Annotated in this window: 23 protein-coding genes and 4 pseudogenes; 17 read left to right on the top strand and 10 right to left on the bottom strand. The window is 58.7% G+C overall.

Features of this window, described 5'->3' with window-relative positions; translation table 11 throughout:
- Nucleotides 1-48 precede the first annotated feature (48 nt).
- Together OLZ32_RS23415 and OLZ32_RS23420 are read left to right on the top strand one after the other, a co-directional pair.
- Nucleotides 49-365: pseudogene (locus tag OLZ32_RS23415) on the top strand (DNA-binding protein); the annotation flags it as partial.
- Nucleotides 366-1,041: 676 nt separating this feature from the next.
- Nucleotides 1,042-1,353: pseudogene (locus OLZ32_RS23420) on the top strand (transposase); the annotation flags it as partial.
- 323 nt (nt 1,354-1,676) lie between these two features.
- Here OLZ32_RS23420 and OLZ32_RS23425 read toward each other — a convergent pair.
- Nucleotides 1,677-2,579, bottom strand: a complete 903-nt coding sequence (locus tag OLZ32_RS23425; RefSeq protein ID WP_264422998.1) for a LysR family transcriptional regulator — start codon at nt 2,577-2,579, stop codon at nt 1,677-1,679.
- 36 nt (nt 2,580-2,615) lie between these two features.
- Between OLZ32_RS23425 and OLZ32_RS23430 the strand changes: the two genes are divergently transcribed.
- From OLZ32_RS23430 to OLZ32_RS23485, 12 genes and pseudogenes are all read left to right on the top strand, one after another.
- The gene (locus OLZ32_RS23430) at nt 2,616-3,695 is read left to right on the top strand and encodes a hydroxymethylglutaryl-CoA lyase (RefSeq protein WP_264423000.1); all 1,080 of its coding nucleotides are present in this window, start codon (nt 2,616-2,618) and stop codon (nt 3,693-3,695) included.
- A 5-nt stretch (nt 3,696-3,700) separates the two neighbouring features.
- On the top strand, nt 3,701-4,888 hold the full coding sequence (locus OLZ32_RS23435; RefSeq protein WP_264423002.1) for a CaiB/BaiF CoA transferase family protein: 1,188 nt from the start codon (nt 3,701-3,703) through the stop codon (nt 4,886-4,888).
- A gap of 11 nt (nt 4,889-4,899) precedes the next feature.
- On the top strand, nt 4,900-5,670 hold the full coding sequence (locus OLZ32_RS23440) for a hydroxypyruvate isomerase family protein (RefSeq protein WP_264423004.1): 771 nt from the start codon (nt 4,900-4,902) through the stop codon (nt 5,668-5,670).
- 66 nt (nt 5,671-5,736) lie between these two features.
- On the top strand, nt 5,737-6,744 hold the full coding sequence (locus OLZ32_RS23445; protein ID WP_264423006.1) for an SMP-30/gluconolactonase/LRE family protein: 1,008 nt from the start codon (nt 5,737-5,739) through the stop codon (nt 6,742-6,744).
- Between the two features lie 144 nt (nt 6,745-6,888).
- Complete coding sequence (locus tag OLZ32_RS23450) at nt 6,889-8,172, top strand: MFS transporter (RefSeq protein WP_264423008.1); 1,284 nt, start codon at nt 6,889-6,891, stop codon at nt 8,170-8,172.
- A 79-nt stretch (nt 8,173-8,251) separates the two neighbouring features.
- Nucleotides 8,252-8,764 carry a cupin domain-containing protein gene (locus OLZ32_RS23455; protein WP_264423010.1) on the top strand — a complete coding sequence of 171 codons (513 nt, stop codon included), beginning with the start codon at nt 8,252-8,254 and terminating at the stop codon, nt 8,762-8,764.
- A 64-nt stretch (nt 8,765-8,828) separates the two neighbouring features.
- Nucleotides 8,829-10,118, top strand: coding sequence for a 3-oxo-tetronate kinase (gene otnK / locus OLZ32_RS23460; protein ID WP_264423012.1), 1,290 nt, complete (start codon nt 8,829-8,831; stop codon nt 10,116-10,118).
- A gap of 8 nt (nt 10,119-10,126) precedes the next feature.
- A pseudogene (gene otnC, locus OLZ32_RS23465) lies at nt 10,127-10,778 on the top strand (3-oxo-tetronate 4-phosphate decarboxylase).
- 55 nt (nt 10,779-10,833) lie between these two features.
- Nucleotides 10,834-11,013, top strand: coding sequence for a hypothetical protein (locus OLZ32_RS23470; RefSeq protein ID WP_406648838.1), 180 nt, complete (start codon nt 10,834-10,836; stop codon nt 11,011-11,013).
- Entirely contained in the window at nt 11,010-11,195 is a 186-nt protein-coding gene (locus OLZ32_RS23475) for a zinc-binding dehydrogenase (RefSeq protein WP_406648836.1), read from the top strand. Before OLZ32_RS23470 ends, OLZ32_RS23475 begins: the two co-directional genes overlap by 4 nt.
- A 292-nt stretch (nt 11,196-11,487) precedes the next feature.
- Nucleotides 11,488-11,850 carry a hypothetical protein gene (locus OLZ32_RS23480; protein WP_264423014.1) on the top strand — a complete coding sequence of 121 codons (363 nt, stop codon included), beginning with the start codon at nt 11,488-11,490 and terminating at the stop codon, nt 11,848-11,850.
- Between the two features lie 420 nt (nt 11,851-12,270).
- On the top strand, nt 12,271-12,444 hold the full coding sequence (locus OLZ32_RS23485; RefSeq protein ID WP_264423016.1) for a hypothetical protein: 174 nt from the start codon (nt 12,271-12,273) through the stop codon (nt 12,442-12,444).
- On the opposite strand, the gene OLZ32_RS23490 is transcribed toward OLZ32_RS23485, so the two are convergent.
- The 5 genes from OLZ32_RS23490 to OLZ32_RS23510 form a co-directional block, all read right to left on the bottom strand.
- The gene (locus OLZ32_RS23490) at nt 12,441-13,145 is read right to left on the bottom strand and encodes a GntR family transcriptional regulator (protein WP_264423018.1); all 705 of its coding nucleotides are present in this window, start codon (nt 13,143-13,145) and stop codon (nt 12,441-12,443) included. The two genes, OLZ32_RS23485 and OLZ32_RS23490, sit on opposite strands and share 4 nt — an antisense overlap.
- Nucleotides 13,146-13,230: 85 nt before the next feature.
- Nucleotides 13,231-14,022 (bottom strand): amino acid ABC transporter permease, encoded by a 792-nt coding sequence (locus OLZ32_RS23495; RefSeq protein ID WP_264423020.1) that lies wholly within the window; start codon nt 14,020-14,022, stop codon nt 13,231-13,233.
- Complete coding sequence (locus OLZ32_RS23500; RefSeq protein ID WP_264423022.1) at nt 14,019-14,666, bottom strand: amino acid ABC transporter permease; 648 nt, start codon at nt 14,664-14,666, stop codon at nt 14,019-14,021. The genes OLZ32_RS23495 and OLZ32_RS23500 overlap by 4 nt, the downstream gene beginning before the upstream one ends.
- A gap of 34 nt (nt 14,667-14,700) precedes the next feature.
- Nucleotides 14,701-15,546 carry a glutamate ABC transporter substrate-binding protein gene (locus tag OLZ32_RS23505; protein ID WP_264423024.1) on the bottom strand — a complete coding sequence of 282 codons (846 nt, stop codon included), beginning with the start codon at nt 15,544-15,546 and terminating at the stop codon, nt 14,701-14,703.
- 29 nt (nt 15,547-15,575) lie between these two features.
- Nucleotides 15,576-16,361, bottom strand: a complete 786-nt coding sequence (locus tag OLZ32_RS23510; protein ID WP_406648832.1) for an amino acid ABC transporter ATP-binding protein — start codon at nt 16,359-16,361, stop codon at nt 15,576-15,578.
- A 68-nt stretch (nt 16,362-16,429) separates the two neighbouring features.
- Between OLZ32_RS23510 and OLZ32_RS23515 the strand changes: the two genes are divergently transcribed.
- Nucleotides 16,430-17,245: an amidohydrolase family protein gene (locus OLZ32_RS23515; RefSeq protein ID WP_264423026.1), complete on the top strand. Its 816-nt coding sequence runs from the start codon at nt 16,430-16,432 to the stop codon at nt 17,243-17,245.
- A gap of 51 nt (nt 17,246-17,296) precedes the next feature.
- Here OLZ32_RS23515 and OLZ32_RS23520 read toward each other — a convergent pair.
- Nucleotides 17,297-18,405, bottom strand: a pseudogene (locus tag OLZ32_RS23520) (IS3 family transposase).
- Between the two features lie 144 nt (nt 18,406-18,549).
- Nucleotides 18,550-19,767 (bottom strand): DUF3500 domain-containing protein, encoded by a 1,218-nt coding sequence (locus OLZ32_RS23525; RefSeq protein ID WP_264423028.1) that lies wholly within the window; start codon nt 19,765-19,767, stop codon nt 18,550-18,552.
- Nucleotides 19,768-19,956: 189 nt separating this feature from the next.
- Between OLZ32_RS23525 and OLZ32_RS23530 the strand changes: the two genes are divergently transcribed.
- The gene (locus OLZ32_RS23530; protein WP_454824383.1) at nt 19,957-20,715 is read left to right on the top strand and encodes a response regulator; all 759 of its coding nucleotides are present in this window, start codon (nt 19,957-19,959) and stop codon (nt 20,713-20,715) included.
- 26 nt (nt 20,716-20,741) lie between these two features.
- Nucleotides 20,742-22,076, top strand: coding sequence for an ATP-binding protein (locus OLZ32_RS23535; protein WP_264423030.1), 1,335 nt, complete (start codon nt 20,742-20,744; stop codon nt 22,074-22,076).
- A gap of 69 nt (nt 22,077-22,145) precedes the next feature.
- Here OLZ32_RS23535 and yghX read toward each other — a convergent pair whose 3' ends face one another.
- Both yghX and OLZ32_RS23545 read right to left on the bottom strand, forming a co-directional pair.
- Nucleotides 22,146-23,033, bottom strand: coding sequence for a YghX family hydrolase (yghX, locus tag OLZ32_RS23540; RefSeq protein ID WP_264423033.1), 888 nt, complete (start codon nt 23,031-23,033; stop codon nt 22,146-22,148).
- A gap of 161 nt (nt 23,034-23,194) precedes the next feature.
- The gene (locus OLZ32_RS23545) at nt 23,195-24,700 is read right to left on the bottom strand and encodes a tripartite tricarboxylate transporter permease (protein ID WP_264423035.1); all 1,506 of its coding nucleotides are present in this window, start codon (nt 24,698-24,700) and stop codon (nt 23,195-23,197) included.
- Nucleotides 24,701-24,703: the final 3 nt, after the last annotated feature.

Raw genomic sequence — 24,703 nt, forward strand, 5'->3', positions numbered from 1 at the left:
GAGAGGGTTGGAGAGAGGCTCCAGCCGGTCCGTCATGGAGATACCGACATGGCACACGCCATCGACAAAATCACCCTCGGTGCAGCTCGCGATATTCCATTCAATAAGCTCACTTTGAGCCAGCAGAGCGTACGAAAGATCAAGGCGGGCGTGTCGCTCGAGGATCTCGCGGGAGACACCGCCCATCGCGGTCTTCTGACCAGCCTCAACATCCATCGTGAGCTTGACGGGGACGGCAACGAGACCGGCATCTACCGCATCCCCGCCCGTGGCCGCCGCTACCGTGCGCTTGAACGGCCGGTTTCCCAAAAGCGGTTGGCAAAACCGCAGGCGTCCCCTGCATCGTCAGCAAGGGCGACACGCTCGCGCCGCGTTTTCGTTCTCGCCCGCCTATCGGACTCTCCCAGTGAACGATCGTCACGACGCGACCGCCGACCCCCGTGTATCGAACGACGGTCGGCTGGTTTGCAGGTGAGAAAATCACGCCGGAGAAGACCCTGCCTGTGTTCGAGCCTGAATGCGGCGCTGCAGCTCGTGGCGTTGGGGACCGGGATCGGGATCTTCCCCTCGAGAGTCGTCGACTCCTATCCACTCAAGGGCGCGCTGCGGATTATTGAGACCGATCCGTGCCTGAACGCCGGGCGGGTCTTCTTCGGTGACAGGAGCGCCTCGGACGAGGCTAGAAGCCATGCCCTCTTGAAGACGGTCGAGCGGACGGCCAACGAACTCCGGCACTTGAAGGCCGATTGATCGGAACCACCCTGCTTAGCTACGAAACAGTGCGGTGGAAGGTCACGAAGGGCTCCATGTGTTCCAGACGAGGTGAGACTCCGATTCCGCTTCCTTCCGGAACAGGAACGGCACCTTCGGCATTCAGTGTCGGCCTACCGCAAAGATCGAGGAGTGGGATGGGGCCGACATCGAATTCCAGGAACGGGAAGTTTGCATGAGCTCCTGCTCGATTGACAGGCAATGTGGCGGTCAGCTGCAGGGCAGCGTGGAAGTTGATTGCAGTGCCCCGCACATGAGGGATCAGCGGGCGAGCATAGATATCCGGCCGGCACCGCCATCAAGTTGATCCTCGACAATCATTCCGCACACATCTCGAAAGAAACCAGAGCCTGGCTCGATAAACGACCGGCAGGCCGCTTCGAATTTACCTTCACGCCCAAACACGGATCCTGGCTCAACCTGATCGAGGGCTTTTTCTCCAAGTTCGCCCGCTCCGTCCTGCGTCACATCCGAGTGACCTCAAAACATGAGCTCAAGGAACGCATTATGGCCGGCATCGAAGACGTCAATCGCCGTCCCGTTATCCACACATGGTCATACAAGCTCGCCGAGGCCCCCTGATATGATTCAAACCACGAAAACGGGCCAACCTAGTGGTTCCATCCCGCGCGGCGCAAGGGATCGCTGACGCTCGTCCGGGCCGTTCCACATATGCAACAGAACCGTCCTGAGCTCCGCCGAGGCGCAGTCGCTTGACGCGAACGATCTCTGTGACAATTCCCTAGATACTGGAGCAAAAATGGTTATTTTACCAAATCGTAAACGGTACAGCTCTTACAACGCCGGTTTACAAAAACGAGAACAGGAGACGGTTTCGAGCGTAGTTGTTGGACCTCAGCGATTCGGGCCGGTGCCAACGGATTAATCATTCTGCGGCCAGCCGGTCACATCCCTGTCGAACGGGACGCCTCCAAGTGCTCGACAAAAGTGCGCGCGGCAAATGGCAGTGCTTCGCGGTCGCGATACATAATGGAGATCATCGGCCGCGCCCAGGAGTCCGAAAGCGGAACAAACTTCAGATTGTATTTCTGCGCATATGTGCTTGAGAGAAAGATTGGGACGACCCCTATACCCATTCCGAGACCGATCATATGGCAGACACCGTCGAAGCCTCTTACCCGGATGCGTGTTCTTTTGATCAGTGAGCTTTGTTTGGCCGCGTAATCAAGCAGTTGTGCGAGCGCACTGGATTGAGGCTGTTCCACATGGTCGCATGATAGCGTGTCTTCATATCGTACCGTTGAGTACCGAGCCAAAGCGTGCATGGCCGGAACTGCCAGGGCCAGATCGTATCGACGATATGGAACAACCTGAAGATGATCACTCGGAAAGATATTTGGCCCAATCCCGATGTCGGCGGTTCCCTCGACGACATCGCGAACGATCAAAGGCGTCTCCTGCTCTTCGAGGTCGAGCTTGATATCGGCATGCTGTGCGATGAACGACAGTATTTCCTCAGAAATGCCCGCCGCAAGTGACGAAGCGCTAACGCGAATGCGGACATGCCCGCGAATGCCTTTCGCATAGTCTCTCATCTCCGCACGCATCTGATTGAAGGCTTGGACAACGAGACGTGCATGATGGACCATTGCCTCACCGGCAGGGGTGAGCCGGACGCCTTGCTGACTTCGTTCCAGGAGCGTCACGCCAACCGATAATTCCAGCTCCTGTAGCCGTTTGCTGATCGCCGAACTGACCAGATTCTCCCGTGTTGCGGCCTTGGCGATGCTGCCCTCTTCGACAACCGTCAGGAAGATTTGGGCAGATCGAAGATCCAGGTGGCGCATGACAACCATCTCTTTTGGTGAGGGGGGAGGGCTCCAATGTTCAGTTTTCTCACTGTCATCAAACCGTTATCTCACTTCTCAAGACAATGCATTCAGACCCGCGTCAATCGGGCAACATCGGGAGGTTATGAACGTATGCAAAGCAATTCGCAAGCACCAGCTATTGAAGGCAGACCCTTCGTCGCGGTGACGGAGGTTGGCACCCGCGACGGTTTCCAGATTGAAAAGACGCTGGTTCCCACGGCCAAAAAAATCGAACTGATCAACCGGATGGTGGAAGCTGGCATCCGCAGCATTGAGGTTACTTCGTTCGTCTCGCCGAAAGCGGTGCCGCAGCTTGCGGATGCCGAGGAGGTTCTGGCCGGCATCGTGCGCGGACCCGACACGCGACTTTCGGCTCTGGTGCCAAACCTGCGTGCCGCCGAGCGTGCCGTCGCAACACCGGTCGATGCTGCCGTCCTACTGTGTTCCGCATCGGATACGCACAACCGGAAGAACCTTAATCGTAGCGTCGATGAGACACTTGCCGGCCTGTCCGAGGTTGCTGCATGTCTTCTCCAGTCGAGCGGATCACGCATGCCGAAGATGCTGATCGGCGCCGTAGCGACCGCCTTCGGCTGCCCGTTCCAAGGTAACATTCCTGTCGTACAGGTGCTGAAGATCGCGCGTGCCTATGCTGAGGCTGGCGTTACGGAACTAACGCTATCCGACACGACGGGCATGGCGACACCAATCAACATCCGAATGCTGGTGCGGGCTGTGCGGGCCGAACTGCCGGAGATGGAGCTTGCGCTTCATCTGCACAACACACGCGGAATCGGGTTGGCCAATGTTCTGGTTGGGCTGGAGGAAGGCATCACCCGCTATGATTCGTCCATGGGTGGACTGGGTGGGTGTCCATTTGCGGCTGGCGCAACGGGCAACATCTGCACCGAGGATCTTCTCTATCTGCTCGACGAAAGCGGCTACGAGACCGGCATCGACCTCGAAAAGGCGATCAACATCGCTTATGGAGCCGAAGCGGCGCTGGGTCACTCGCTGGTCGGTCAGGTGATGCGCGCCGGGCCGCGGCTTCGTCTGCATTCGGCCGGCGCTGTCGCTACGGCTGCGGGGTGAGCAAGGTGGTCCTTCCTCTTTCCAATGTCAAAGTCGTCGATCTGACACGTATCCTGTCCGGACCATTCTGCACGATGCTTCTCGGCGATATGGGCGCTGATGTGGTGAAGGTCGAGCCACCGGGCGAAGGCGATCCGATTCGCAAGCAAGGCACAATCGTCAACGGGCTCTCGACCTATTTCGCGTCCTTCAACCGAAACAAACGCTCCTTGGTGATAGATCTTCGCAGCGCTGTCGGCAAGGAAGCGCTCGAAGAGCTTCTTTCTAAAGCCGACGTTCTGGTCGAGAATTTCAGACCGGGCGTCCTTGACGATATGGGGTTTTCAGCCGCTCGTCTCGAGGCCATCAATCCGTGTCTGATCGTAGCGTCGATCAACGGCTATGGATCGACCGGCCCTTATGCGCAGCGTCCCGCCTTCGACTTCATCGCACAGGCGATGAGCGGCTTCATGAGCCTGAACGGCGGCGCCGACGACGGCGCCATGCGGTCCGGCGTGCCCGTCAGCGATCTGATCGCCGGCATCTATGCGGCTTTCGGGATCGTCAGCGCGCTCAGGGCGCGCGATATCACAGGGCGCGGCCAGCGCGTGGAGGCTGCGATGGTGGATTCCATCATGAGCCTGTTCGCCTGGTACGCATCCGACTACCTGGCTGCCGGAAAACCGGTCGTGCGCAGCGGCAACGACCATCCGATCACGGCGCCATACGGCATGTTCACCGCAAGCGACGGCGCTATCGCTGTGGCGCCAAGCACCGAGGCAGTCCTTGAGCGCTTCTTGAAGGAAATAGATCTGCCGACGCTGAAGGAGGATCCGCGCTTTGCCAGCAACGCGGCTCGCATGGCGAACAGGGAAGCGCTCAATGCCATCATCAACGAGCGCACAGCAAGGGATAGTCAAGCCAACTGGATCTCACGGCTGAACGGTGCCGGCGTCCCTTGCGGTGTCGTGCAGGGACTTCCGGAGGTGTTCTCGGATCCGCAGACGCTCCATCGCGAGATGGTCTTGCCGGTCGAGCATCCCGGACACGGTATCGTGCGCATGCTGGGTTTCCCGGTCAAGCTCTCCAATACGCCTTGCCTAGTGCGCCACCCGGCACCGGCTCACGGCGAACACAACGCAGAGATCGTTGACGACTGGCAGCTCAAGAGCCCGGGCCTTATTCCGCCTGAAAACCTAAAAACAAGAGCATAAGGACGATCCTGATGCGCTTTTCCGCAAATCTCTCCACCCTGTTTCAGGACATTCCCTTCAACGAGCGGTTCGGGGCCGCCGCCGCCGCCGGCTTTGATGCTGTGGAAATGTGGTTCCCCTACGAGGTTCCCGCTGCCGATCTGAGTCGCTTGCTGAGCGACAAAGGTCTTCGATGCGTGGGAATCAATTCCGCAGCGGGCAATATCGATGTGGGCGACTGGGGCCTTGCCACCGACGAACGGCTGACCGACGCGTTTCACTCCAGCATTCTCGAGGCGTTTCAATACGCCCGCGAGATCGGCTGCCCGAACGTCCATGTCATGGCCGGCAATGTCACGGGCCCGGACGCCCGTCGGGAGGCTTGGGAAATTTATCTACGCAATATCACGAATGCCTGCGAGCTTGCGGCGCAATATGGCGTAACCGTAATGATCGAAGCCTTGAACGTTGTCGATCGGCCCAACTATCTGCTCAACAACCAGGCGCAGGCGCTGGACGCCGTTCGCCGGGTCGATAAGCGCAACCTGAAGATCATGCTCGACCTTTTCCATCTGCAGCGTGGCGAGGGCAACCTTATCGAACGGATGCGGGAATCGCTTCCCCATGCTGTGCATATCCAGATCGCGGACAATCCTGGCCGGCACGAGCCGGGAACAGGCGAGATCAATTTTCCGCTTCTGTTCGAAGAAATCGAGGCTGCTCAGTACGGCGGCCATATCGGCTGCGAGTATTTCCCGTCCAACAGAATGTTGGACGATCTCAGTTGGATGCCGAAGGGCTGAACGACTAGCCGGCGAGGGGAGCACGCATCCGGCAAAGACTTTAAGGATTAAGACAGGGAGGTCAAAATGAATAACCCGTTGCGTTATCCGCTATCAAAGGATTATCAGGTCCGTTTCGAAGACTTGCGCATCGTTGCCGATGGGCTGGTCCGGCCTGAATGCGTTCTCGCACTTTCGAACGGCCGCATCGTGGCAGCCAATGGCGGTGGCGGCTATTCCATTGTTGAGCCTGATGGCGGTGTGCGTCACGTGATCGTTTGCACGAACACGGGTCGGAAATACCTGCCCAACGGTATCGCGCTGGCGAAATCCGGACAGGTTCTTTTCGCCGATCTCGGAGTCTCAATTGGCGGCATCTTCTCGATCAGCCCGGATGGCAAGCTCGGAACGGTCGTCACCGAACTCGACGGCGAGCCGTTGCCACCCAGCAATTTCGTCGTCAACGACAAGGACGGTAGGCTGTGGTTCACGATCAGCACCCGCCTTCGGCCGCGCACAGCTGCCTGGAACCACGAGGTCGCCGACGGCTACATCGCTGTTGCGGATGAAAAAGGGGTGCGGATCGTTGCGGACGGCGTTGGTTACACCAACGAGATCGCTTTCTCACCGGATGGCGAGTGGCTTTACGTTAATGAAACCTACAACCAGAAGACCAGCAGATTCCCACTGCGCCCCGATGGCACGGTTGGCGCCAAGGAACTTGTCGCCGCCTATGACGGTGCGGATATTCCCGACGGACTGACCTTCGATGCCCACGGGGGTGCCTGGATCACCTGCATTGCCAGCAATCGTCTTATCGTTCTGCGGCCCGACGGCGAGAAGCAGGTCGTTCTGGAGGATACGGACGAGGACCATGCGGAACTGGTGGCTCGGAAGCTGCGGGACAAAACCCTCTCTCAGCAAGACATGAGCACCGCAGGCAGATCCCGCCTCCAGAATATTTCCAGCCTCGCCTTCGGCGGGCCATTCCTGAAGACCGCCTATCTCGGATGCCTTCTCGGTACGTGCATTCGCGCCTTCGACAATCCTGTTCCCGGCCTAGCACCGATTCACTGGGACCGCAATGTTGCCTAGTGTTTGTCAGGAGACAACTGGAGCCCGGTCTTCTCGGAAAGACAAACGAGTGCGCCCGTCCGGTTCGAACTGAACTGAACGGACCTGTTCGACAGAACCTATTTCACCCTTATCGACACCGGACACTCAGGGAGGAGAACGTCCATGACTACCCCAAATCAAACCATCGGGATCCAACGCTGGACACGCGTTGGTCTCGTCGTCTTCATTAGCTATCTCATAGCCTTTGCCGAACGCTCCAACATCGGCGTGGCAGCGCCCTTGATCGCAGAGGATCTTGCGCTTGACATCAAAATTGTCGGCACCCTGCTTTCGGCTTTCTTCTGGGGCTACGTTCTCACTCAAGTTCCGGGCGGCTGGATCGCCCAGAAGCTAGGGCCGGTGCGGGTAGTCGGCGTCGCGCTTATCATCGCCGGTATCGCCTCATGCTTGACGGGCATGATCCACGACCTACGCGCGCTCCTCTTCGTCCGTGTGATCCTCGGAATTGCAGAAGGAGTAATATGGCCGTCCTTCGCTGTCCTGTTCATCCGATGGTTCCCCGGCAATGAGCGCGGCCGGGCAGTTAGCGTCGCGCAATATGCCCTGCCGCTGTCGTCGGTCATGATGGCGCCGCTTGCCGGATGGATGATTGATCATGTGGGATGGCCGTCCATGTTCGTGCTGCAGGGAATTCCCGGCATCGTCATGGGCGTCGTCTTTATGTGGTTGCTTTCGGACGATCCGGCCACCGACACGCGCGTCAGCCCGGCGGAACGTGAGTATATCCTGCAAAACCGCAACAAGGGCACGAGCGACAACGCCAAATTCAGCGATGTGCTTCGCAGTCCCTATATCTGGCTGCTGGGTATCGCCTCCTTCTGCTGGATTATGGTCATCTTCAGCTTCGGCCTATGGATGCCGAGCTTGATCAAGCAGCATCTGCAGGGTACGGGGAATTTTACCCTTGCCGGCAGCCTGACCGCGATCCCGTTCGTCTTCGGCGCGCTCTCAATGTATCTTAATGCTCGCTTCTCGGACCGCAGCAGCTATTCGCGCGGATGGTTCGTGGCGATCCCGAACACCATCGCCGGCATCGCATTGCTGGCGCAACATTATGGTCCGGCCACGCTCGAATGGTCGCTCCTGATGTTCAGCATTGCCGGTGCCGGCCTTTATTCGGGCGCAGGAACATGGTGGAACTGGGCGCTAACTTTTTTCCCGCGCAACAATGCCGGTACCGCGATTGGCCTGATGAACGTCTTTGCCAGCTTCGGGGGCATCATCGGACCCATGGCGGTCGGCTACTTCGCCAGCGGATCCAGCCCGGCCAGCAGCTTCTATATTCTTGCCTGGTCGCTTTTCACTGGTGCAGTCCTGATCGTCATTCTTATCTCGCTCAATCGTGGCCGGCGCGATGTGATCCAACCCGCTATCGCTGTCCATTGACAGCGATAGCGGGCCGCTGCGCGCATGGAGGGCGGCGGCCCAAAGAGTACAGGAGGTCAAACCAATGGGGGAGGGAAACATGATTAAGAGATCTTTTCGTAACCGACATTCAGCAGGTATTGCGGTCGCAATTGCTATATCCGCGCTCATGGCGATAGCGCCGCCCGTCTTTGCTGATCAGTCCATATCAATCGAAGGCGGCGCCAAGGAGACCAATTTGCCCGTTCAAATTCTTTCCATCGACAAGTCCGTCGTTCTCAAGAACCCCGGCAAAGATTCCGCGCAGCTCCTGTGGCCGGAAAACTCTCCGGAGGCTCAAGTGACCATCACGAAAGTGACGATGCAGCCGGGTGCCATTTCAGAAAGGCACAGTCACGCTATTTCGGAGCAGACCTGGTTGATCGAACAAGGTGAGGGAACAATGCTGTTGGCGGATGATCAGACGGCCCCGGTCAAGGCTGGCGAACTGGTGCGGACGCCGCCACGCGTGGTCCATGGCATCAAGAACACGGGATCTGGAATTCTCGTCTATATCTCCATCACTACCCCTCCCGAAAATATGACCAAATTCTACAAGGAGCGAGCAAAGTGAACCTTGGCGACAGGTTGCCTGCTTTGGAAGGACGCTTTGGGTCAGAGCGGAGAGAAATCGACCGATGAAAAAAACACTCGGCTGCATTGCAGACGATTTCACCGGCGCCACGGACTTGGCCGGAATGCTGGCAAAAGGGGGATTACGCACTGCCCAGATGATCGGCGTTCCGGATACAGCTCCTCCTGACGATGTCGAGGCGATAGTGGTGGCGCTCAAATCGCGAACGTCGCCGGTGTCGGAAGCCGTCGGGCAGTCGCTGGATGTCCTGGCCTATTTTAAGGAACAGGGCTTCTCGCAGATTTATTTCAAATATTGCTCGACATTCGACTCCACCCCGGAAGGGAACATCGGCCCCGTAGCCGATGCTCTCTTGAGTGCCCTCAAGACGGATTTCACTGTGGTGTGCCCCGCCTTTCCGGCCAACGGTCGCACGATCTACAAGGGCAATCTGTTCGTCGGCGATGTTCCCTTGAGCGAAAGTGGTATGCGCAACCATCCGCTGACGCCGATGACCGACTCCAATCTCGTCCGGGTTCTGCAACAGCAGACGGGTCGGAAGGTTGGGCTGGTCGATTATGAAGTGGTGGCCAGGGGTGCCTCGGCCGTCGCGGCTCGGTTCAAGAAATTGCGTCGGGAGAAATGCGCGTATGCCGTCGTCGATGCTTTGTTCGACGAGGATCTAGTGCAGTTGGGAATGGCCTGTGCCGACCTCCCGCTCGTGACCGCAGCATCGGGACTTGCGATCGGTATCGCTCGGAACGCGCGGCGTGGAAACGACGGGTCGCAGAACGATGCCAAGGACGGCGCGAGAGCGGGCGACCTTCCCGAGGTCGGCGGACTGCAGGCGGTGATAGCAGGAAGCTGCTCGATCACAACTCAAGGTCAGGTCGCCATGATGCGGGAGAGACATCCAGCGTTTCAGGTCGTGCCAGCCGATCTCGCCGCCGGCAGGGGCGTCGTGGGCCAAGCCCTCGAATGGGCGGCGGCACGCCTGGCCCAAGAGCCGGTCATGATCTACGCGACGGCAGCGTCGGACGCCGTAACGGCAACTCAGCAAGATTTGGGTGTCGAGCAGGCAGGCCGCATGGTCGAGGACGCGCTCTCCGCCATCGCCAGCGGTCTGGTCGATCTCGGCGTGCGCCAGTTGATCGTCGCGGGCGGCGAGACGTCGGGTGCGGTCGTTAACGCACTGCGGATCAGGGGACTGCTGATCGGCCCGGAAATCGATCCCGGCGTCCCCTGGACCGTCACTTTGCCGTCAAACGACCACCCGCCGCTGGCCCTGGCGCTGAAATCTGGTAATTTCGGCACGCCAGATTTCTTTCTCAAGGCTTGGGAGCTGATTGCGTGACATCCTCCATCAACCGGAATCACGACGAAAGCCGCCAGCGCGACGAGATCTGCGATATCGGCCGCTCCCTGTTCGGCCGCGGGCTGGCGACGGGCAGCAGCGGCAACATCAGCGTGCGCCTCGACGATGGCTGGCTCGTCACACCGACCAATTCATCGCTCGGCAAGCTTGATCCCACCCGCCTGTCGAGGCTCGACGCCAGCGGACAACTAGAGCGGCGATCCGCCGTCGAAAGAGGTCTTCCTGCATTGCGCAATGTACGAGGAACGCCCGAAGGCGCGCGCGATCGTACGTCTTCATTCGACCCATTCCGCCGCGATCTCCTGCATGGACGGGTTGGACTGTGACAATTGCATCCCGCCCCTGACGGTCTATTACGTCATGAAGATTGGCCGTCTACCGCTGGTTCCCTATTTCCGTCCCGGCGATCCGAAACTGGGCGAGGCCATTCGAACCCATGCCTGCCGTCATCCCGCCGTCCTGCTGGCCAATCACGGTCCCGTCGTCTCGGGCACAAGCCTTGATGCCGCTGCCAACACTATCGAAGAACTGGAGGAAACTGCCAAGCTGTTTCTCCTTTTGAGGGACCAACCGACCCGGCCTCTCAACGAGCGGCAGGTCAACGAGGTCAACTCAACCTTCGGGCCTCCAGGCGGATAGCGCACGCCGCGCTGCGATGCCCCGATAGTTCCTGCCGACCGATTGGAGACTGTTTATGACCATGAGACTTGCAGGTGGCGGCACCTCTGTCGACTTGCCGGTGAAACACGGCACCCTTGGCCCAGACGTTTTCGACATCTCGAAGCCTTATGGCGAGATGGGGATGTTTACCTACGATCCGATCTTCACCGCCACGGCCGCCTGTCAATCGAAGATCACCTATCTCGACGGATGAGCCGGGATTCTTCTTTATCGCAGCGCAGCGCAAGTAGGGAATTCGGGCGCTTGCTCGACGACGGTAAAATCCGCGTCGTCATCGACAGCATCTATCCGCTTGCCGAGAAGGTACACGAGCGAACGGCCCAAGGGTACATCCAGGGCAAGATCGTGCTCGGTGTGGCGAAGGCCGAAGCTTGAAGCTGGTGCCTCGCCGCGAGAGTGACGGCAATCACCTCGTGAAAGGAGCAACTTGATGACAACGGACGCGAAACTGCACCAAGGAACGGCGGCTTGGTTTGAAATGGTGGGGACGCTGATGAGCGAAGCCGCCGCCCAGCACGGGCTTTCCCAGAACTCAATCTGTCGCTGGTCGAGCGCTGCACCGACGGGGTCGAACTGTCGGAGGGCCTTGTTCAGCGTATCCGCTTCGACATCCTGGACGGCAGGCGTCCTTCAGGGTCGGCGCTTGGCCGGACGAGCGGCGGACGTGATGATCGCTGTAACGGCCGCGGCTGCGCGGGAGTTGAACACGTTGCATAGCGCAGACCCCGATTATCGCGCCGCACGCTACAGGTTCCTGAGGACAGGTGAGATGCGGGTGGAGGGCGATCCCTCGCGAATAGGTGGCTGGCTGGAAGAGGTGCATCCGCCCGCCGCCTTCGAGCTCACATCGCCGGTGGATCTTGCTGCGCGGATTGTTGGTCGCCTTGTCTTCGAAGACCCCTACGGCAATAATGTTCTGGCCAGCATCGTCGAGCTTCAGTTGGAAGCCGTCGAAGCCCTTATGGGCATGGAGCATATGTGGCGCGCGGATGACTGCGCCAGTCTCGCCACGATGCGCGGCGATCCATGAAATCGCCTGGAAGACCCAACCGTCACGGTGATAGGGCGGCTTGCCGGTAGGCACGGTGAGCAGTTTGATCGCGCCTCTTGCCGCGTTGGCGCGGGTCGCGGGAGGTATCTTGTCGATGCCGGATAGAATAGCGTCAACGTGACGCGCCTGACCGAGCGCCAGCCGCGCTACCCGGCTGGTGAGTTCGTCTTCGTCGGTAATGAGCCATCGGGAGCCATGACACAGGGTGCTATGAGAAACAGGCGTCAGCGTCAGCGGCATTGCACTGCCCCCGCACTGCATGCTCTATCATTTGCCCCTCCTGTTGAAAGCTTCAGCCGACATGCTGCGCAGCATATATGCAGATCGCTTCGCGGGCGGAAAGCTTATCTTGTGAGGGTCGGCTGCAAATGGATGTAGGACAGGGGTAAGGCGACCATGATGCAACTCAAGATTACGCGCGGCCCGAAAGAAGGGCTTGGGTTGGTTGGCTTCTGCCAGGGCCACGGTCCGGACGAAGACCGTTATGCTAATTTGCAGGTTGGAAGCTGCATCGGCCTTGGTGCGCGCCTAATTGTTTTGATCCTGGCATCCGTGGAGCATCTCTTGCACTAGCTGAAATCGACTTGATAGTGGAACCTGCGTGCCTCTCCGTGCGAGCGTCGCCATTCGATAGGTATGCGGGACGGGTTCATCGCAAGTCGATCAATGTTCACGACCATTTCATGTGCTCCCAAACCCAGAATCGCAGCATCGTCAGCGGTGGCGTCGGTCACGGAAATCTCTTCTTTGACGAAGGAGACGAGCTGGCCGCAATGAATTTCATAGGCGGGATAGAGAAGAGGGCCGATGACGGATTCATCTAGATCGATAATTGGGTGGAAGAGGGTGAAAGGCAAATAGATGTCTTCAAGCAAACGGGGTGCGCCCTCCCAAAGTCTCAGGCGGTTCAAATGGATCACTTTTTCACCCGGCGGGAGATTCAGATGGCCAGCGACAGCCTCGGAAGCACTTTCCACGGACCGCGAGACAATGCGGCTTTCGGGGGTGAGCGTCTTTCCTTTGGTACCCCGAAACAGGAAGAAGCGAAGCATGCTGTTGTTGAAATTGGGACGCCGAACGAATGTACCTGCGCCATGGCGCCGTTCGAGAAGCCCTTCATTCACCAGTTCTTCGATGGCTTTGCGTGCCGTTCCAGGAGCCACGTTGTAGAGCCGTGCGATCTCTACCTCGGCCGGCAGGGCTTCCCCCGGCTTGTATTCTCCCTTCGTAATCTTCCCGGCAATGGTTTCCCGCAGTCGCCGGTAGAGTGGCAAGTGAGAATCTCCTTCGAGCGGGTATTCGCTGGATGCCGCAGTTATCATGTCCACCTTTACCCCGTTTCAACCGGTCACATACGGTCTAGCGTGTTGCCTCGATACGACGCGCGATAAACGACAGCGTGCAGTTGATGGAAATATAGACAACCGCGACAAGCGTATAGATTGGAAGTGAATATTCACCGCCGAGATATTCGACTGCCGTGCGGGCATCCCGAAGGAATTCTGTGTAGCCGATAACGAAACCAAGCGATGTTTCCTTGATCAGGACGACCATCTGGCTGATGAGAGCCGGCATCATGCGGCGCACGGCCTGCGGGAGTAGAATAACGCGAAAGGTTTCGCCATCACCGAGGCCGATAGCAAGAGCAGCTTCGGTTTGCCCCTTCGGTAGCGACTGGATACCCGCGCGAAAAATCTCGGCCAGAACCGCACTGTTGTAGAGTACGATTCCAAGTACCAAGGACCAGAACGTCGATACCTCTATCCCGATCACCGGACCGCCGAGGAAGATGAAGAAAATAAGGAGCAAGAGAGGCAGCCCTCTGAATACCTCGATCCAACCGGAAAGAATCGCACGGCACCAAACAGTCTTCGATAGAAGGCCCCAAGCCATAACTGCACCGCCGAGCACCGACAGCACGAGAGCCACTGCCGCGACTTTGAAGGTTGCGGCCAACCCGGAAGCAAGCAGCGCAAGGAGTTCGGAATTTCCAAGGCTCATCCACAGCTCGGGCTCGAGCTTACCGTTCCGGGAAAGAACAGTGAGCGCAAAGATCAGAAGCAGAAGAAGCAGCCCAGTCGACCCCAGCGTGATGATGCGGTCGCGTCTTGCAGCGCGCGGACCAGGCGTGTCAAAAAGGGACGCATTCATCTTGGAGACCTCGTACTGCGTTCGATTTGCCCGGCAAGGAGACCAAGGGGGATTGTTAGAGCCAGATAGATCAGCGCGGTGGCAATCAACACAGACACGACGGCCGAACTTTCTTTGTTCGCAAGTTGCTCCATCGTCGAAAGGGATTCGGCCACGCCGAAGGCCGAGGCAACCGCCGTGCTCTTTACGAGAGCGATCACGACATTGATGATCGGCGGTATGGCCGCACGGAAAGCTTGCGGCAAAATAATCTCGAAAAGGCTCTGGCGGGAAGTTAGGCCGATGGCCCGCGCGGCTTCAGCTTGGCCGCCAGGAACCGCATTTATGCCGGACCGGACCGCCTCGCAGAAAAATGCCGTATAGTAGGCTGAAAGGGCCAGGACAGCGAAACCGAAATACGGAATCTGAATCCCCAACTGCGGTAGCACAAAAGCGGAAAAGAAGAAGACCACGGTGATCGGAGTGTTGCGCAGCACTTCCACATAGGCCATCGCGGCAAGGTTCGGGCCTTTGGACGGCGCGACGCGCAAGGCGGCGAGCGCAATGCCTGCTGGCAGGGCCACCGTAAGAGACGCTGCCGCGAGCGACAGCGTCATCAGAAAGCCCGCGAGAAAGACGTCTATATTGTCAATAAAGGCGGACATGGATTTCCTCCATTTTAAGTTTTCGTCCGCGCTCTTAGCGGCAGTCTTGCAGTGCGGGTAAAGAACCATCGCCACCGAGGAACTTGGCGAGCGTCTTCTCATGGATCGCCTTGTAGGCCCCATCCTCAGCACTCTCCGTCAGAGCCGCTGAAAAAAAGCGGCAAAGTTCGCCATCCGATTTCGGCATGCCAATACCCCACGGCTCGATCGTGAAGGGTTCGCCTACCAGCGTTAGGGCATCGGGGCTGCGGCTGACGAGGCCGGCCTCGATCAGATTGGTCGTCACAACCGCATCGACAGACCCGTTTTTCAGGGCTTCGATGCATTTCGAGATCACATCAAAGGGAATAACTTCGGCCTTGCTGTATTTTGCGGCGAGTACCGCCTGGCCTTCACTGCCGTTGATGACGCAGGCTTTGCGGCCGGCGAGATCATCCGGCCCCTTGATGGCATGAGAATTTTCCTTGGAAACCAGAAGGCCCTGGCCGCCAACGATATATGGCCCGGCAAAGTCGATCACCTTGCGGCGTTTTTCAGTCATCGCATATGTTGCAACGACGAAGTCGACTTTGCCTTGCTGAAGGAAAGGCTCGCGGTTTGCTGACGAGGTTTCGATCCAATCGATGCGGTCCTCGGAAAAGCCGAGCTTGTTTGCGAGCAGCTTCGCTATCTCAATGTCGAACCCGACCGGGACACCTGAAAGATTGCGCAGGCCGAAAAGTGGCTGATCGAATTTCACGCCAATACGGACACGCTCCGACTGCATCAGTTTCTCGACACTTGAGCCGGGCTTCACGGGATAAACCGTCTCGGCGGCATGCGCCATTGTTGATACGGCAGCAAACAAAGCCGCCAGGGCAAATTTCGTTGTCGTTCTCATGTCATCCTCCCAGTTGAGATTTAAGCAGCTCAGTGCTGCAGTACTTTTGAAAGAAAATCGCGCGCACGCGCGCTTTGGGGCGCGGCGAAGAATGCCTCCGGCACCCCTTCCTCAATGATGCGGCCGCCGTCCATAAAGACGACACGGTCCGCCGCGGATCGGGCAAAACCCATCTCGTGCGTCACGACAACCATGGTCATGCCGCGATCTGCGAGATCGCGCATCACATCCAAGACGCCACTCACCATTTCCGGATCAAGCGCCGAGGTCGGCTCGTCGAAAAGCATGATCTTCGGGTTCATCGCCAGGGCGCGGGCGATTGCGGCCCGTTGCTGTTGTCCGCCAGAGAGTTGCGCCGGCATCTTAGCGGCCTGATCCTTCACGCCGACAGCAGCCAGCAGTTCCAGAGCCTGCCTCTCAGCTTCAGCGCGCGGCAAACCACGCACGCGGACCGGTCCTAGCGCAACATTCTCCAGAATCGTCTTGTGCGCGAAGAGATTGAACGACTGAAAGACCATGCCGACCTCAGCACGGAGTGCCGCAAGGGGTTTGCCCTCTTCAGGCAGCGGACGGCCCTCGATGAGGATTTGGCCCGAGTTGATTGCCTCCAACCTATTGATGGTACGGCATAGTGTCGATTTCCCCGAACCGGAGGGGCCGATAATGACGACGACCTCGCCTGCCGCAACGTCAAGGCTCACGTCGTTTAATGCGCAGTGGGCACCGAAATATTTGGTGATCCCAGCAATACGAACGGCAGGCGTGCCATCGGATGAACCGGGCGGCTTCGCGGTTTCTGAAGGTGTACTCCGCACTTGCGTCTCCCTCGCAGTTTCGATACATATAGTCTTATATAACTCTAACGGACTTGGCAAGGGATATGATGGCTACTCTTCTTCAGAATGCGGAAAAATTGGCGGATAGCCGGATAGATTGCCACGTTCACACGTTTACTTCGGCGCTAGAGTTTTCGCCCGCCCGTCGCTACCAGCCGGACTATGACGCGAGCGCGAAAAGCTTGATGGATATGCTTGTAGCGCACGGCGTCGGCAAAGCATTGCTTGTTCAGCCTAGCTTCCTCGGTACCGACAACACATATCTCGCGGATGCGATCGGGCTGTATCCGGAGCATTTTCGCGGCGTCGCCGTCGTTGATCCTTCGATCGACGTGGCGATGGCGAAATCTCTCGCGCGGCGTGGAATTGTCGGCGTCCGCCTCAATGCCATTGGCAGACCGACTCCGGATCTTGGCTCCGCGCTCTACCGCGGTTTCACGCGAACCCTAGCCGAGGCTGGTCTCTTTCTGGAAATACAGGCCGAACTCGAGCAATGGGGTACGATGGCGCGCCATCTGCCCCAACTAACGTGCGACGTAGTGATTGATCATTTCGGCCGCACGCCTCCAGGTCACGACAGCATGGGATTTGAGATACTGCTTGAAAGTGCGCTCAAGCGGGACGTCTGGTTCAAATTCTCCGGCCCGTATCGCTTTGGACATGCGGCAGCTGCCCGGTGCGCCAAAATCCTCATCGAGACGATCGGCACGGACCATATCGTTTGGGGAAGCGACTGGCCTTGGACGCAATTCGAGAGCGCTCACACGTATGCCGATTGTCTAGCCTGGCTTTCAGACTGGGTTACAGAAGAGCGGGTTCACGACATTCTGGTACGAAATCCAAAAAAACTGCTGCGTCTCTAGCGCTTTACGACGGTAATCCCCCGCCTTTTTTACGGGGCTCTACAGTAGAATTCACGCAGTCATCTTCAATTCCTGTTCGGGTGTGATGCCACTGATGCCCATATTGGGTCGTTCGTTGTTGTAGGTCCATAGCCATTACGTGGCGACTTCCTGTACCTTCTCGATGCTTTCAATTATGTTTTTTGTCGAGCCATTCATGCCGGACGGTGCGGTTGTAGCGTTCGACATAGGCATCTTGTTGCGGTCTTCCGGGCTGGATGTGGTTCAAGATGATTCCTTTTGGCTCCGCCCATTCTATGAGCTTGGCGCTGGCATATTCCGGGCGGTTGTCTACCCGAATGGCGTATGGCTTGCCCCGCAAGCTGCGGATCACGTGTTCAGCAGGTAGCGAAAAATCCACCTCGATGCCGAGCCCTTGCGGTTGAAATCGTTTAGGACGTTACGCAGCGGGAACTTCCTGCCGTCCTCCAGGCGGTCTGCCATGAAGTCCATCGACGAGACCATGTTCGGTTGACCCGGAACTGCCAGCGTATCCGGATTGTCCCGCTTCAAGCGCCTGCGGGGCTTGGTTCGCAGGTTCAGTTCCAACTCGCGGTCTATGCGGTAGACCCGTTTGTGGTTCCAGCGATGTCCCCGGATATTGCGCAAGTAAAGGAAGCACAGCCGAAGCCCAGATCTTCTTTGCCCGTGTCTGCCCGATGAGGAGATCGGCGATCTGCTCGTTCTCGTCGTTCAGCTTGGCGCTGTAACGATAGCAGGTTTCGCTGACCTCGAAGGTGCGACAGGCGAGCGCAATACTCACACCACGCAACGTCACTGCTTTCCCAGTCATCCCTTGGCCGATAGGAAAACGCTCGCAATTGCCGTAAGGGCTCCCGGCGCTGAGATGGCCGCGTCACTTTTTTCCCAGAGCCTCTTTAAGGAGTTCCCACTTGCATGCTCATCTCGGCATACATCTTCTTCAGCCGATGGTTCTCGTCTTCCAGAGCCTTCATCTGACTGATCGTCGATGCGTCCATGCCCCATACTTTGCCCGCCATTCGTAAAATGAGGCGGTGCTCATTCATCGCTCCCGGCATAGTTCGGGCACATGAATACCGCCTTCTGCCTAACGCAAGCTGTGCCAATATCTGGGGTTCGCTAAATCTGCTCGTCTTCATCAACATCTCCTCGATCACAGAGCCCGAGAAATTCTACTATTGAAGCCCATTATTTTGCGGGGGGATTGCCCGGCACGAACGTCGAGATTGCTAGCGCCGTCGCAGGAGCCTGCACGCGCTTGACGCCGGGTGATTGTCCGACGGCTACTGTGCTGCGGGTGTCCGGTGTCCATGCGCTGGATCATGTGCGTGATCCGCATAATGCTGCCGCAACAGATCCTTGCCGTAGTCGTTTCCGTTCGGCGTCCGCACCACCGTGTGGATGTGGCGGCGGGTCGGAACGGCACGCGGCCCGTCCAGAGCGATCGGGCCCTGATGATCGAATTCAACCAGGATGACGGGGCTCTGGATCCGGTAGTAGAAGACGGCGTCCGCCTCGATGCCGCCCTTCCATGAAAAATGCGTGTCATCGAGATGGGCGATCACCTCGTCCATCTTAACCTTCGCATGGCCATCACCAATATTGCCGACGAACAGGCGGATAATGTCGAGCAGCATCGCGCGATGTGTTTCGCCCATGCTCTCGGCGGGCAGGCCTTCGGCCGCCAGGACAAGATTGTCCTTGAACATTTCCGCGGTGTTTTCCGATCGTCCCTGCTTGTCCCCCAGCAATGCCTGCTGTTGCTGTTCCAATGGCAGTGCCTGCATGAGCGTCAGGGCTGCCTGCTGCTCCGGCTCAAGGATCGATATCCCTGCAAAATCCCCGCTCAGTGCCTTTACCGGCTCCGAGCCCATAAAGGTCGGCGTCATGACGACCTGGTCTCCAAGCACGAAATAATTGACGATCAGGTGATGGCCATCGATCTGCCAGCCCCAGGGTTCCTTGTCCGACGGTTCGCCCATCAGAGTGAACCAATAGAGGTTTTCGCCATATTCGTCGAAGTTCGAGACCAGTTCGGCCAGATGATGATTGAGTTTCATGATATCGCGGGACGTCTCGTAGCCCCGCGCGCTGAGGGATACCTTCAGCAGATCATAGGCCGATTGGCGCTGGGTCTTGGTCATTTCCTGCAGAGATACGCCCTGTCGCTTGAAGCGGTGGACATTGGCCCAGTTGCGCCACTCGGTGTGATCGATGGGGAAAAGCGTCTTGGCGCGCTGCTCCGCAGTCAAGGACGCAAGGAAAGCCTCGGCCGCCTCAATCATGGGCGCGGTGGAAACGCCTGTCGGTTTAATCCCGAACAGGCCGGTCTGCGGCTTTCCGTCGGTGGTGATGCCGACGAATGGCTGCGACGGCAGATCGCGGGCCATCGCCTGTGGATCAAAGCCACCTTGCTGTTGCGCAGAGGCGCTATGGACCGGCAATGAGAGAACAAGACCCGCGACTGCAAGGATCATTGTATGCTTGGCATGGTTCGTCATTGCGCATCACTCCTGTTTCAGCGGGAACGGGTTCAGGCGCCGCAGTTCGTGGCAACGTCAAGGTGTCCGCGGTCTTGTTCTGAAACCAAACTAAGTCATGTCTGTCGCAGCAATGTGCCAGCAGATCGGCCGATTTGTAACCGTCTGTCGCAACAGCCCGACCTGCGACGCAGCGGCACAAAAAAGCGCATGTATGCGTTGCATCTATCGCCTAGACTATCGGCCATGAACCGCACGCCTCACATTTTGATCGTCGACGACCACCGCGAAATTCGGGACGCGCTGAAACGCTATCTCGAGCACAACGGGATGCGCGCCGATGCCGTCGAAAATGCAACGACGATGGACCGCGCCCTGGCGGGCGGTGAATACGACCTGATCATACTTGATATCATGATGCCCGGCGAGGACGGTCTTTCCGTGTGTCGCCGATTGCGCAGCCGTGGAAACGTACCGCTGCTGATGCTATCTGCGCTGGGCGAGGAGACCGATCGCGTCGTCGGCCTGGAAATGGGAGCCGACGACTACCTCGCCAAGCCCTTCAGCCCGCGCGAGGTGCTTGCCCGCATAAGGGCGATCCTCAGACGCAGCGAGCGGACAGAGCGCATGGGCGGCAATCTGGGTGGGAAATGGTTGAGGTTCAGTAAGTGGCGACTTGCTGTCGACCGGCGCATGCTCGTCGATCCCGAGGATCGGGAAATTCTGCTGACCACGGCGGAATTTCGGCTGCTGATTGTCTTTCTCGAACGACCCCGTGTCGTCCTGTCTCGCGACCGTTTGCTTGATCTGACCAATGGCCGGCGTGCGGGACCATTCGACCGCGCGATCGATAACCAGATCAGCCGTCTTCGACGAAAGATCGAGGACCGACCATCCCAGCCTGAAATCATCGTCACCGTGCGTGGTGACGGGTACAGCCTGACTGTCAATGTGGCGGAGCAACCGTGAGGCCGCATTTCTCACCACCGCGAAACATGCGTGGTCAATTGATCCTCGCCCTGTTCGGCGTTTTGCTCGTCGTCCAATGCGCCAGCACCTGGCTTTTCCTTGAAGAACGGCGCAGCGCCATTCGCGCCTTCACCGCAAAAGAAGGGGCAAGCCGCGTGATTAACGTTGCGCGTGAACTGGAGCAGGCCCCGGCAGCGACACGGACGACGATCCTGCGGGCTGCTGAATCTCGGGAATTGCGCCTTGATGTCGATCAGGTTGCGCTTGCCCGCCGTTCGGACGCGGAACCGCTTGCCCAATTGACGCGCGAGATAACGCGCCTTCTTGAGCCGCCGCCCGGCCGGGATCTGGCCATTGTGCTGGCAAAACCGGAAGCCGGCGGGTTTCCCCGCTCAGCTCCCTATGAGGGAGACTGGGATGAGGACCCCTTGATGTTGGTGGTCTCCGTGGCCCTGAACGACAGGCGCTTTCTGAACGCACGGATCGATATTGGCGAACCACCGCTGCAATGGGCCTGGCCGGCGTTTATCTCAATCCTCTTGACGGCCTGCGGTGTGGTCGCTGCGGTATGGTTTCTCTCCGGGCACATTGCCGGACCGATGGCGACACTTGCCGTTGCCTCAATTCGGCTGGGTCGCGGCGAACCGCTCGAACCACTCCTCCCATCGGGTCCGACCGAGGTGAGACAAGTCACTGAGGCGTTCAACGAGATGGCTGAACGCCTGACGAGGTTGCTGAACGAGCGAGCACGGATGCTGGCCGCAATCGGCCACGATCTGCGTTCGCCGATTACGGCGATGCAACTCCGAGTGGAACTGCTTGAGGATACGGAATCGCGAGAACGACTGGAGGCTTGCCTCGACGAGATCCAGTCACTCGTTCAGGCAGCGCTGGCGCTTGCCCGTGGAGCATCGACCGATGAACCACGCGTCACGGTGAACCTCCATGACCTTCTCAAGGAACTTGTTGGCGAACTCGTCGAAGCCGGCGGCAAGGCGACACTTGCCGCGCCGGCGGAGGTCTCGATAATGGCGCGATCGGCCTCCCTCAAGCGAGCGTTGCGCAACATCGCTGAAAATGCGGTGCGATACGGCGGCAAGGCGGATATCCGGATCCTGCGCTGCCAAAACCATGTGCGGATCGAGATCGAGGACGACGGTCCAGGCATCAGGGAGGCCGATCGGGAGCGCGTCTTCGAGCCTTTCGTGCGGCTTGAAATCTCGCGTAGCCGCAACACGGGCGGCTCCGGTCTCGGGCTTTCAATTGCCCGGACAGTGATCGAATCGCACGGTGGTAGCGTTACGCTGGAACAGGCTCCGGCAGGCGGCAGTCGTGCTGTTATCCTGTGGCCGGCGCTTTGAGGCCATTTCAATGCGGGTGCCTCTATGACACATTGGAAGCACGCAATGTGCTCCCAATGGTCGGATTGGCTAGGCCAGATAACGTTTGAACCACTCGATCGTGCGTTCCCAGGCCAGCTTGGCCGCCGCCTCGTCGTACCGCGGCGTGGAGTCATTGTGGAAGCCGTGATTGACGCCTGGGTAGATGTAGCCCTCATAGGTCTTGCCGGCCGCCTTGAGCGCGGCTTCGTAGGCCGGCCAACCCTCGTTGATGCGGGTGTCCAGTTCACCATAATGGATCAGCAAGGGCGCCTTGATCTTCGAGACGTCCTCGGGCCGCGGCTGACGCCCATAGAAAGGCACAGCCGCGCCCAGTTCCGGATAGGCAACCGCTGCCGCATTGGAAACGCCCCCGCCATAGCAGAAGCCGGTTATGCCGACCTTGCCTGTCGTCATGTCCGACTGCATCAGGAATTCGACGGCGGCGAAAAAGTCGTTCATCAGTTTCTCGGGATCGACGGTCTGTTGCAATTCGCGACCCTTTTCGTCATTGCCGGGATAGCCACCAACGGAGGTCAGGCCATCGGGCGCCAGCGCAATGAAGCCTGCCTTCGCGACCCGGCGCGCGACGTCCTCGATATAGGGATTGAGCCCCCGGTTCTCGTGCACGACGACGACGCCAGCGACGGCACCTGTCGACTTTCCCGGCCGCACCAGGTACCCGCGAACATCTCCGTGGCCTTTCGGTGAAGGGTAGGTGATGTATTCCGCGACAATCTCAGGATCCGTAAATTCGATCTGCTGGGCCAGAGCATAATTAGGACTGAGGGACGAGAGCATTGCCGCTGCAGTCAGGCCACCAACGGCATATTTACCGGCGCGTTCCAGAAATTCGCGTTTGGTGATTTTTCCATGCGCATAGAAATCATACAGCTCGAGCAATTCCTGTGGGAAATCCTTGGCGGTCAGGCGGGTCATGGTCGATCCTTCGGTCTTCGGTCTTCGGTCTTATGGCGGTCGGCGGGTGGGCTGGGCGGCATTTTAAGTCATGAGTCCGATTTGCGTGACTTCACAATTTCGTCAACACGGGGAGGGTTCCGTCCGGAGTGAACATGGGGCAAGGCGCCTCTCCATTGCTCTCAATCCTCTTCTGTGAACACGGCCTCGCGCCTTTTCTTGACGCTCGGCAGGAAGACGACGACAAGCACGACGGCTGCGAGGAAAAGCAGGCCGGCGCTGATCGGCCGTGTCATGAAGGTCGAGGGATCGCCCCGCGACAGGATCATCGCGCGCCGCAGGTTTTCCTCCAGTAGCGGCCCGAGCACGAAGCCGAGCAGGAGCGGCGCCGGCTCGCAGCGCAGCTTGACCAGCGTGTAACCGATGAGCCCGAAGAAGGCGACGGCATAGAGGTCGTAGACATTGGAATTGACGCTGTAGACCCCGATTGCGCAGAAGGCCATGATGATCGGGAAGAGCACGTAGTAGGGGATGGTCAAAAGCTTCACCCAGAGCCCGATCAGCGGCAGGTTGAGGATGACGAGCATGAGATTGCCGATCCACATTGAGGCGATGATGCCCCAGAACAATGCCGGCTGTTCGATGGCGACGTTTGGACCGGGCACGATGCCCTGAATGATCATGGCCCCGACCATCAGCGCCATGACAGGGTTTGCCGGGATGCCGAGCGTCAGCAGCGGAATGAAGGAAGTCTGGGCGCCGGCATTGTTGGCCGATTCCGGTCCGGCAACGCCGGCGATAGCGCCATGACCGAATTCCTCCGGGTTCTTGGAAAGGCGCTTTTCGACCGTGTAGGAAGCAAAAGCCGCCAGGATGGCGCCACCGCCCGGCAGGATGCCGAGGGCCGAACCGATGCCCGTGCCGCGGATGACCGGCCACATCATTTCCTTGAAGTCCTGCCGCGTCGGCATCAGGCCGGAGACCTTGGCCATCAGCACCGTGCGGGTTTTTTCGCCCTCGAGATTGCGCAGGATTTCAGCGACGCCGAAGACGCCGACGGCGACCGCGACGAAGTTCAATCCATCGGCATATTCGCGAATGCCCAGCGTAAAGCGTGGCGTGCCGGTATAGATGTCGGTCCCGACGAGACCGAGCAGCAGGCCGAGCGCGACCATGGCGAGCGCTTTGACGATGGAGCCATGGGCGAGCGCAATCGACGAAACCAGGCCGACGATCATCAGCGAGAAATATTCCGCTGCACCGAACTCCAGCGCAATGGCCGTCAAGGGCGGGGCGAAGATCGCGACGAGGAAAGTCGATACCGTGCCGGCAAAGAAGGAACCGAGCGCCGCGATGGCAAGCGCCGCACCGGCTCGACCCTTCCGGGCCATCTGGTAGCCGTCGATGGCGGTTACAGCGGAGGATGATTCACCGGGCATGTTGATCAGGATGGCGGTGGTCGAGCCGCCATATTGCGCGCCGTAATAGATGCCGGCCAGCATAATCAGCGAGGAGACCGGCTCCAGTTGAAAGGTGATCGGCAGAAGCATGGCGATGGTAGCCGTGGCACCAATGCCGGGAAGCACGCCGATCAGCGTGCCGAGCAGGACGCCGATCAGGCAGAAGAGAAGGTTTTCAAGGCTGCCGGCGGTGGCAAAACCGAGTGCGAGATTGCTGAAGAGTTCCATGCT

The sequence above is a fragment of the Rhizobium acaciae genome (assembly GCF_025941625.1).
In the GTDB taxonomy this organism is placed as follows: Bacteria; Pseudomonadota; Alphaproteobacteria; order Rhizobiales; family Rhizobiaceae; genus Rhizobium; species Rhizobium acaciae.

Excerpts from the sequence above, each read along its gene's own strand:
- OLZ32_RS23425 (WP_264422998.1), bottom strand. The coding sequence starts at position 2,579 with ATGCGCCACCTGGATCTTCGATCTGCCCAAATCTTCCTGACGGTTGTC.
- OLZ32_RS23480 (WP_264423014.1), top strand. The coding sequence starts at position 11,488 with ATGATCGCTGTAACGGCCGCGGCTGCGCGGGAGTTGAACACGTTGCAT.
- OLZ32_RS23475 (WP_406648836.1), top strand. The coding sequence starts at position 11,010 with ATGAGCCGGGATTCTTCTTTATCGCAGCGCAGCGCAAGTAGGGAATTC.
- OLZ32_RS23515 (WP_264423026.1), top strand. The coding sequence starts at position 16,430 with ATGGCTACTCTTCTTCAGAATGCGGAAAAATTGGCGGATAGCCGGATA.
- OLZ32_RS23450 (WP_264423008.1), top strand. The coding sequence starts at position 6,889 with ATGACTACCCCAAATCAAACCATCGGGATCCAACGCTGGACACGCGTT.
- yghX (WP_264423033.1), bottom strand. The coding sequence starts at position 23,033 with ATGACCCGCCTGACCGCCAAGGATTTCCCACAGGAATTGCTCGAGCTG.
- OLZ32_RS23535 (WP_264423030.1), top strand. The coding sequence starts at position 20,742 with ATGCGTGGTCAATTGATCCTCGCCCTGTTCGGCGTTTTGCTCGTCGTC.
- OLZ32_RS23430 (WP_264423000.1), top strand. The coding sequence starts at position 2,616 with ATGTTCAGTTTTCTCACTGTCATCAAACCGTTATCTCACTTCTCAAGA.
- OLZ32_RS23525 (WP_264423028.1), bottom strand. The coding sequence starts at position 19,767 with ATGACGAACCATGCCAAGCATACAATGATCCTTGCAGTCGCGGGTCTT.
- OLZ32_RS23485 (WP_264423016.1), top strand. The coding sequence starts at position 12,271 with ATGCAACTCAAGATTACGCGCGGCCCGAAAGAAGGGCTTGGGTTGGTT.
- OLZ32_RS23505 (WP_264423024.1), bottom strand. The coding sequence starts at position 15,546 with ATGAGAACGACAACGAAATTTGCCCTGGCGGCTTTGTTTGCTGCCGTA.
- OLZ32_RS23455 (WP_264423010.1), top strand. The coding sequence starts at position 8,252 with ATGATTAAGAGATCTTTTCGTAACCGACATTCAGCAGGTATTGCGGTC.
- OLZ32_RS23495 (WP_264423020.1), bottom strand. The coding sequence starts at position 14,022 with ATGAATGCGTCCCTTTTTGACACGCCTGGTCCGCGCGCTGCAAGACGC.
- OLZ32_RS23445 (WP_264423006.1), top strand. The coding sequence starts at position 5,737 with ATGAATAACCCGTTGCGTTATCCGCTATCAAAGGATTATCAGGTCCGT.
- OLZ32_RS23440 (WP_264423004.1), top strand. The coding sequence starts at position 4,900 with ATGCGCTTTTCCGCAAATCTCTCCACCCTGTTTCAGGACATTCCCTTC.
- otnK (WP_264423012.1), top strand. The coding sequence starts at position 8,829 with ATGAAAAAAACACTCGGCTGCATTGCAGACGATTTCACCGGCGCCACG.
- OLZ32_RS23545 (WP_264423035.1), bottom strand. The coding sequence starts at position 24,700 with ATGGAACTCTTCAGCAATCTCGCACTCGGTTTTGCCACCGCCGGCAGC.
- OLZ32_RS23530 (WP_454824383.1), top strand. The coding sequence starts at position 19,957 with ATGTATGCGTTGCATCTATCGCCTAGACTATCGGCCATGAACCGCACG.
- OLZ32_RS23500 (WP_264423022.1), bottom strand. The coding sequence starts at position 14,666 with ATGTCCGCCTTTATTGACAATATAGACGTCTTTCTCGCGGGCTTTCTG.
- OLZ32_RS23470 (WP_406648838.1), top strand. The coding sequence starts at position 10,834 with ATGACCATGAGACTTGCAGGTGGCGGCACCTCTGTCGACTTGCCGGTG.